This window comes from Bradyrhizobium sp. (assembly GCF_035701725.1).
Lineage (GTDB): Bacteria > Pseudomonadota > Alphaproteobacteria > Rhizobiales > Xanthobacteraceae > Bradyrhizobium.
Genome location: NZ_DASSRP010000131.1, coordinates 1 through 7,529 on the forward strand (window position 1 = coordinate 1; position 7,529 = coordinate 7,529).

Consider the following 7,529-nt stretch of genomic DNA (forward strand, 5'->3'; position numbering starts at 1 on the left):
TTGAATTTGAAGTTCCTATTATGAACGTGCCGCGATACTGATAGGAACTTCAAATTCGTCGCACCAGTAATGCGCGATTTTGCCGAGCCAAGAACGCTATCAGGCGCTACAAGCGGTTTTCGGATATGACAGGCCGCGAGCCTTCGTTCGCGAGGCCGGAACAGATTGCAACGTAAGGAAAGAACGATGGCAAACAAGGTCAAGGAAATTTGGGCCTCGGGCAAGGTGGTGATCAACTCCTGGCTTGCGATCCCTTCCGGTTTCTCGGCCGAGGTGATCGCGCAATGCGGCTTCGACAGCGTCACCGTCGATATGCAGCATGGCGTGCAGGACTACCAGTCGATGATCCAGTGTTTCCAGGCCATGAATGGCCATCCGGTGACGCCGATGGTGCGCGTGCCCTGGAGTGAGCCCGGCATCATCGGCAAGGTGCTGGATGGCGGGGCCTATGGCGTGATCTGCCCGATGATCAATACGCCGGAAGAGGCGAAGAACCTCGTCGCCTACAGCAAGTATCCGCCAATGGGCACGCGCTCGAACGGCCCGATCCGCGCCGGCCTCTATGGCACGGCCGGCAGCTATCAGAAGACCGCCAACGACGACATCGTTCTGCTGCCGATGATGGAAACCCGCACTGCGATCGGCAACATGGAAGCCATCCTCGACGTCGAAGGCATCAATGGCGTCTATATCGGCCCGTCCGATCTCGGCTTTTCCTATGGCCTGGTGCCGAAGCTCGATCGCGAGGAGCCGGAGATTCTCAAGATCTACGAGAAGATCGTCAAGGAATGCGATAAGCGCGGCCTGCATCCCGGCATCCATTGCTCGGGCGCCGACGGCGCGCTGCGCGCGATCAACATGGGCTTCAAGCTCGTAACCCTGTTCAACGAGGTCGGCCTGATGGCGACCTATGCGCGGATGCAGATTGCCCAGACCCGCAAGGATTCCGGCGGCAAGGCGTAAGAAGCGAAGGGCGAATAGGGAGTAGCGAATGGCCTAAGAGCGAATAGCGAATAAGGTGTAGCGAGCAGTTTTTTCCATTCGCTATTCGCCACTCGCTATTCGCGGTTCAATTCGCTCGTTTTAAAAGGAGACTACCATGACGACCCCGGCACCCGTCATTCGCCTGCATCCCGATGATGGCGTGCTGATCGCGAGATCGAGCCTGCCGCCCGGGCTTGTTGTGGCTGACGGTGTGACGACGCGCGAGCGCATTCCGGCCGGCCACAAGGTGGCGATCCGACCCCTTGCGGTCGGCGAGCCAGTCCGGCGTTACGGCCAGATCATCGGCTTTGCGACGGCGCCGATTGCGCCGGGGAGCCACGTGCACACGCAGAACTGCGGCATGGGCGACTTCGCCAAGGATTATGCGTTCGGCGTCGACGTGAAGCCCGCGCCCAACTTCGATTTGCCGGCGACCTTCGACGGCATTCGCCGTCCCGACGGGCGCGTCGCGACCCGCAACTACATCGGCATCCTCACCTCGGTGAATTGCAGCGCGCATGTAGCGGGCCTTGTCGCCGACGTGTTCCGGAAGAATCCGTTCACCAGCGACAATCCGCTCGCGGATTTTCCCAATGTCGACGGCGTGGTCGCGCTCACCCACAAGACCGGCTGCGGCATGACCGAGGGCGAGCCGCTGGCGCTGCTGCGCCGGACGCTCGGCGGTTACGCGCGGCATGCCAATTTCGCCGCCGTCGTGGTTTTGGGGCTCGGCTGCGAGGTCAACCAGATCGGCGGTCTGATGGCCGAGCAGAAGCTCGCCGGGCGTTTGCGCGAACTCGAAATCCAGCAGACCGGCGGCACGCGCAAGACGGTGGAGGCCGGCGTCGCCTTCGTGCGCGAAGCGCTGGCCGACGCCAATAAAGTGAAGCGTGAACCGGTCCCCGCAAGCGAGTTGACGGTAGCGCTGCAATGCGGCGGCTCTGACGGCTATTCCGGGGTCTCGGCCAATCCGGCGCTCGGCGCGGCGAGCGATCTCCTGGTGCGCCACGGCGGCACGGTCATCCTGTCGGAGACGCCGGAGACCTATGGTGCCGAGCACCTGCTGACGCGCCGCGCGGTCAGCCGCGAGGTCGGCGAGAAGCTCGTCGGCCTGATGCGCTGGTGGGAGGAATACACCGTGCGTGAAGGCGCCGAGATGAACGCGAACCCAAGCCCCGGCAACAAGGCCGGCGGCCTCACCACGATCCTGGAGAAGTCGCTCGGCGCGATGGCCAAGGCCGGCAGCACCAACCTCGTCGACGTTCTCCATTACGCCGAGCCCGTCACCAAGAAGGGCTTCGTCTTTATGGACACGCCCGGCTACGACCCGGTCGCGGCCACGGGACAGGTCGCCGGCGGCGCCAATCTCGTCTGCTTCACCACCGGGCGCGGCAGCGTGTTCGGCTGCAAGCCGGCGCCATCGATCAAGCTTGCGACCAACACGCCGATGTTCAGGCGCATGGAAGACGACATGGACGTCAATTGCGGCACCATCCTCGATGGCGAGGAGACGGTGCAGGAGTGCGGCCAGCGCATCTTCGATCTCATGCTCAAGACCGCCTCCGGCCAGCCGACCAAGAGCGAGAGTTTCGATTTCGGCGGCGCCGAATTCGCGCCCTGGGTGTTAGGTGCGACGATGTAGGCGCCGACAAGTCAACGAGCCGCCGTAGCCCGGGATGTGTGTTGCCGTCGTTGCGACGTTAGCGAAGCAATCCAGTTCACGCAAAGATACTGGATCGTTTCGAGCTTACGCTCCTCGCGATGACAGAACCATCTCGCTCACAACAGTGAACCGATCATGGATCTCTCGTGCGCGGGGACAATCGCGGCGTTGGGCGCCAGCAGACACTTCGCTCAATGAAGTATCAGGTGTCCGTCGAGACATCATCCCACGCCTGTCCGCGGGATCCGATTAGCCAGTTCAAGGCGTGATGTCTTTCATCCGTTACGCCAGGGTGGAGGCCCGCGGGTATTTGCTGTCCCTCAATTTGCGCGTTTCTGACAGCCCAGTGGTATCTGTGAATCAGATCGGCCTGATCAAGAATGTCGGCGATCGGACGAAGTTCGGCATCGTCGATGAACTGAGACCTTGTCCTTCCGGCTACCGTGTTTCCCAGGAAGTCCACGTCGCACATCTGAGCTGGCTTGCCGAGTTGGGCCACGAAGCCCAAGGCCCAAAGCAACGCCCAGGCGGCTTCGTGCCTCCACGAGAATTGAACGCGGTCGTGCTGCGAGGGGGAACTGTCGAGCACGAAGGGGAGTTCTTTGGGCGTGAGATGCGACCGGAGTCCGTATGATTCCAGAACCCGCGCTACGATTTCCCCGTCAAGGCCTGAGCCCAACCAGAGGTACACAAAGAGTGCGCAACGCGACCTCTTCCTTCGATCGTTTCACCGCCTCAGCCGTCGTCTCGATAACGGGCAAATGGGAAATGAAAGGTACGCCCTCCGCCCGCAGGATCGCTTCTGATCTGTGCTTTCGCTCGATAGCTTCCGCTGAGATGCCTCCATTCTCCGCCGACACCACTGCGCCGATCCTCCACGCTTTTCCAACGTACAATATCATGAAGCCTGTTCGGCGGCGACAAGATCGAACACCCTTCGGCGGCCCCGAATTCGCGCGGCGAGTGCTTGTCGCGATTCAGCATTTTGCCTTCATGCGCGCGAAGATCAATCGTGTAGGATCGTTCCTTTCCGCGTCTAGCCCATCTTGCGACTTTGCTGCTACTGGCTTGGCCCGGTCGAGAAATGGACCCGAAGCGGACTTGTCACGGTCGACCGTTAGAATTACCGTTTCGTGATTGACCGCCCGCAGGCCTCCCGAATGACGGGGGCTCACCTGCGTGCATTAATGACTTTAACCGGGCAGCGTGCGTCGTCACTTGCGCGCGTGCGCGAGGAGAAAATTGCAATGAGTTTCAGTTATAAGATGATGCGAGTATTGCAGTTGCTGACAGCATTGATGCTGGCCTGCGGGGATAGCGTGGCCGCGAGTGCTCAACAAGAAAGTCAGCCATCCCCGATCGGTGATTGGAAATTAACGGCGATTTACGACAAGTTCGAGGATGGACGTCTTCGAAATACTTGGGGAGATAAGCCGCAAGGTCTGCTGCAGGTTAGCGCAGGCGGTTTTATCAGCTTGCAGGTTTTCGGCGGGGACAGGCCTAAATCCGAAACCGTTCCAACCGACCCGGTTGGTCCAGTAAGGTGCTCGTATGGCACCTACACCTTGGACTTGGCCAACAAGACGTTGAAATTTGTCGTTCAGCAAGACACCTATCCGCAATTCATGGGCGTGACCCGGAATCTCAAAATAGAGGAGCTCACCTCAACTACATTGAAGTTCTCGGTGGCACCAATACGTGATCCGAAAGGCGGCGACTTCACGCCGCACCTGGAGTTTCAACGTTTTCAATAAGGATCGAGATGAGGAGTGATCTCGTACAGCGCTCCGTCGATGCCCACCGACCGACATTCTGACGGGGTGCGCGAGTGGTCAATTCTGGCATCAGTCCACGTCTCGTGGCGCGCGTTCGTCGCGATTTTCCTCAGGCGACAGAGGAAGTCATCGCTTTTCTACGAACCGTTTCGGACGATCACGGCGCTTCGCGCCAGGACCCAGAGCGGCTGCAAGCGGCTGCGCTGATTCTCCTCAAGGGCGACGTGCAGCGTATTCCTCGCGTTCAGGCGCTGATGACGGATTGGCGGGATGGTCTCGTGTGGTCGGGGTTAGGGCAGCCGGATTGGCCCGACCGGTTGGACGAGATGCTCGGCCCGAGCCAGTAATCCCGGCTTGTGAGACCATGTTTTTTTAGGGCTGCGTTAGCAGCTATGCGCACCCGGTCTCACGAAGTCCGTTGCAGGCTAGGTCCGCGCTCGCCTCCCGCTTGTGGTCCAAAACATCACTCTGCTCTGGTGCCGGCGTACTCGATGACTTTAGCCCACTTCGCGATTTCATCCCTGACAAAAATCTCGAATTCGCTCGCTGACACTGAGAACGGCGTGGCGCCCAGTTCTAAAAAGCGGTCAGCTATTCTGCCATCCGCCAAGCCGGCGTTAATTAGGCGATTTAGCCTCTCCACGATCGCACCAGGTGTTCCCCGCGGAGCACTTACACCGTACCAACCGCTTGCCTCATATCCGGGAACATAGTCCGTTATCGCGGGGATATCGGGCAACGCTGGTGAGCGAGCCTTAGTGGTGATTGCCAACGCCCGCAATTTGCCCGCCTTGACCTGCTCCATCGCAGCAGCGGTGGTATCAAACGCGACGTGCACTTGTCCGCTCAGCAAATCAGTGAGGGCCGGCGCCGAACCCCGATACGGAACATGGGTCATCTCGGTTTTGGTCATCATTTTGAAGAGCTCGCCGGCGAGGTGCTGCGGAGTGCCATTGCCGGCAGACGCCATGTTTAACGTGCCGCGATGCTCTTTGGCATAGGCAATGAATTCGGGAATCGAGCGGACTGGCGTCAATGGGTTGACCAGCATGATAAGTGGCACGCGAACGATGCTCCCAACAGCGGTGAAATCACCGGGGAACGCGAAATTGAGGTGTTTGTATAGCGTGGCGTTGATAGCGTTACCCGCATTGACGAGAAGGAGTGTGTAGCCATCGGGAGAGGCTCTCGCGACCGCTTCCGTGGCGATATTGCCGCTGGCGCCCGACCGGTTTTCGATGACAAATGGCTGTCCCAGTTGCTCTGACAACCATTGTCCCATAGTGCGAGCAAAAATGTCCGACGCGCCTCCGGCAGGGTAACCGACGACCCAGCGGACGGGCCGCGTTGGATAGGCTTGTGCGCGGCCCTGATCAGCGAAGAGAGCTGCGGCCGTCGTTGCACCGATGAATTGAAGAACGTCCCGTCGCCGAACTGTCATGGCCGGCTCCAATATTCAGGGTTTGGACGGCAATGCCATCGCAGGTGCGAACGGTGCCCTCTGGCGCGGCACCCTTAACTGCAGTAGCCGCAGAATATTCACCGGCAGCAGAAGAAGGTGAAGCGCTAGCACAGGCACAAGACCACCCATTGCCCCATAGGTGATAAATGCCAAGTTGCTGAAAATGCCTACAGTTCGTAGAAGTCGCATATCGTTGGTGATGAAAGTTGTAAGGACCAAGGCCGACGCAACATATCCGGCGAGATTAGTGGCCATATCAAACCTCCTGAAGCGATCTGAGGCGACTGTCAATCGCGAACCGGAAGATGCCATCGCCTTGGGTAAGGCGCATTCCGGAAACCCAACATTTTGGTCACTAAGAGCTTTCTTTTTCGGCACGTTTGTCCCAGCATGGCCGTATGGCGCGGTGGCACAATTCGGGAATCCGCCGTGGTGTATTTGTTTGCAGATTGCTCCCTAGATGCTGACCGTCGAGAGCTGAGGCGGGGTACCGCGTTGGTACCCCTCGCGCCCAAGGCCTTCGATCTTCTCGAATTTCTCGTCCGTCACCGGGATAAGGTGATCAGTAAGGATGAACTGATTGACGCAGTTTGGCAGGGCCGGGTTGTCTCCGATTCGGCGCTGACAACCCGTCTCAACGAGGCGCGGACCGCGATCGGTGACTCCGGGGATGATCAGTGCCTGATCAAAACTCTGGCGCGCAAGGGCATCCGGTTTGTCGGAGATGTCAGGGAGCAGCCAGCCCATCACGCGTCTGCGCTGCCGGCCCAACTTTCTGAAGCAGAAAAGAAGTCTGAATACGCCGGTCAAACGCCGATTAGACCCCTTAGCGTTCCAGACAAACCTTCGATCGCCGTGTTGCCGTTCGAGAACATGAGCGGCGATCCGCAGCAGGAGTATTTCGCCGACGGCATCGTCGAAGACATCACAACGGCACTGTCGCGTTTTCTTGGATTGTTCGTGATTGCGCGGAATTCCAGCTTTACCTACAAGGGAAGAACTTCCGATATACGCCAGATCGGTGCGGATCTCGGCGTGCGTTATGTTCTCGAGGGAAGCGTGCGCAAGTATGCCAAGCGCGTACGGATAACCGGACAACTCATCAATGCGACGTCCGGAGTGCATCTCTGGGCGGATCGTTTTGAGGGCGAACTCGAGGACATTTTCGAACTACAGGATCGGATCACGACGGCGGTTGTCGGCGCAATCGCTCCCAAGATTGAACAAGCCGAAATTGAGCGCACCAGACTTAAGAACACCGACAGCCTTGACGCCTATGACTATTACTTGCGCGGCAGGGCAAGCTTTCACCAATACACCGAGCGCGCCGTCGCTGAAGCCCTGGAGTTCTTTTCCGTCGCAATCAAGGCCGATGCTCGGTTTGCCGCCGCCTACGGGATGGCGGCAATGTGCTACGCGCTTCGCAGGATCAACGGATGGGCTAACAGCCGCGATCAAGAGGCCGCGAAAGCGGCTGAGTTTGCATCGCGTGCCATAGAGTTTGGCAAGGATGACGCGGTCGCCTTGTCGAGTGCGGGATATGCGAGGGCCCGTATACTCGGTGACCTTGACGGTGCGGTTCCGATCCTAGATCAAGCGCGCGTGCTCAATCCAAACATGGCGCAGGCCTGGTACGCCACCGGTT

At 59.2% G+C, this 7,529-nt stretch carries 8 protein-coding genes; 5 read left to right on the forward strand and 3 right to left on the reverse strand.

What is annotated here, in order from left to right:
- The first annotated feature begins 186 nt into the window (after nt 1–186).
- Nucleotides 187–963 (forward strand): HpcH/HpaI aldolase family protein, encoded by a 777-nt coding sequence (locus tag VFL62_RS07450; protein ID WP_325171726.1) that lies wholly within the window; start codon nt 187–189, stop codon nt 961–963.
- 136 nt (nt 964–1,099) lie between these two features.
- Nucleotides 1,100–2,626, forward strand: coding sequence for an altronate dehydratase family protein (locus tag VFL62_RS07455; RefSeq protein WP_325171727.1), 1,527 nt, complete (start codon nt 1,100–1,102; stop codon nt 2,624–2,626).
- Nucleotides 2,627–2,849: 223 nt separating this feature from the next.
- Here the strand turns inward: VFL62_RS07455 and VFL62_RS26890 are convergent, their stop codons facing one another.
- Together VFL62_RS26890 and VFL62_RS26895 are read right to left on the reverse strand one after the other, a co-directional pair.
- Nucleotides 2,850–3,338 carry a DUF4272 domain-containing protein gene (locus VFL62_RS26890; protein WP_414644639.1) on the reverse strand — a complete coding sequence of 163 codons (489 nt, stop codon included), beginning with the start codon at nt 3,336–3,338 and terminating at the stop codon, nt 2,850–2,852.
- Entirely contained in the window at nt 3,310–3,549 is a 240-nt protein-coding gene (locus VFL62_RS26895; protein WP_414644641.1) for a DUF4272 domain-containing protein, read from the reverse strand. The genes VFL62_RS26890 and VFL62_RS26895 overlap by 29 nt, the downstream gene beginning before the upstream one ends.
- Before the next feature lie 258 nt (nt 3,550–3,807).
- On the opposite strand from VFL62_RS26895, the gene VFL62_RS07465 reads away from it, so the two are divergent.
- Nucleotides 3,808–4,401 carry a hypothetical protein gene (locus VFL62_RS07465; RefSeq protein WP_325171729.1) on the forward strand — a complete coding sequence of 198 codons (594 nt, stop codon included), beginning with the start codon at nt 3,808–3,810 and terminating at the stop codon, nt 4,399–4,401.
- 74 nt (nt 4,402–4,475) lie between these two features.
- Nucleotides 4,476–4,769 (forward strand): hypothetical protein, encoded by a 294-nt coding sequence (locus VFL62_RS07470; protein WP_325171730.1) that lies wholly within the window; start codon nt 4,476–4,478, stop codon nt 4,767–4,769.
- Between the two features lie 116 nt (nt 4,770–4,885).
- On the opposite strand, the gene VFL62_RS07475 is transcribed toward VFL62_RS07470, so the two are convergent.
- Nucleotides 4,886–5,863: a tripartite tricarboxylate transporter substrate binding protein gene (locus tag VFL62_RS07475; protein ID WP_325171731.1), complete on the reverse strand. Its 978-nt coding sequence runs from the start codon at nt 5,861–5,863 to the stop codon at nt 4,886–4,888.
- A gap of 516 nt (nt 5,864–6,379) precedes the next feature.
- On the opposite strand from VFL62_RS07475, the gene VFL62_RS07480 reads away from it, so the two are divergent.
- Nucleotides 6,380–7,529 (forward strand): winged helix-turn-helix domain-containing tetratricopeptide repeat protein (locus VFL62_RS07480; protein WP_325171732.1); only part of this gene is annotated, 1,150 nt, incomplete at its 3' end.

Coding starts and splice junctions, on each gene's coding strand:
- VFL62_RS07450 (WP_325171726.1), top strand. CDS start 187: ATGGCAAACAAGGTCAAGGAAATTTGGGCCTCGGGCAAGGTGGTGATC.
- VFL62_RS07455 (WP_325171727.1), top strand. CDS start 1,100: ATGACGACCCCGGCACCCGTCATTCGCCTGCATCCCGATGATGGCGTG.
- VFL62_RS26895 (WP_414644641.1), bottom strand. CDS start 3,549: ATGATATTGTACGTTGGAAAAGCGTGGAGGATCGGCGCAGTGGTGTCG.
- VFL62_RS07465 (WP_325171729.1), top strand. CDS start 3,808: ATGACGGGGGCTCACCTGCGTGCATTAATGACTTTAACCGGGCAGCGT.
- VFL62_RS07475 (WP_325171731.1), bottom strand. CDS start 5,863: ATGACAGTTCGGCGACGGGACGTTCTTCAATTCATCGGTGCAACGACG.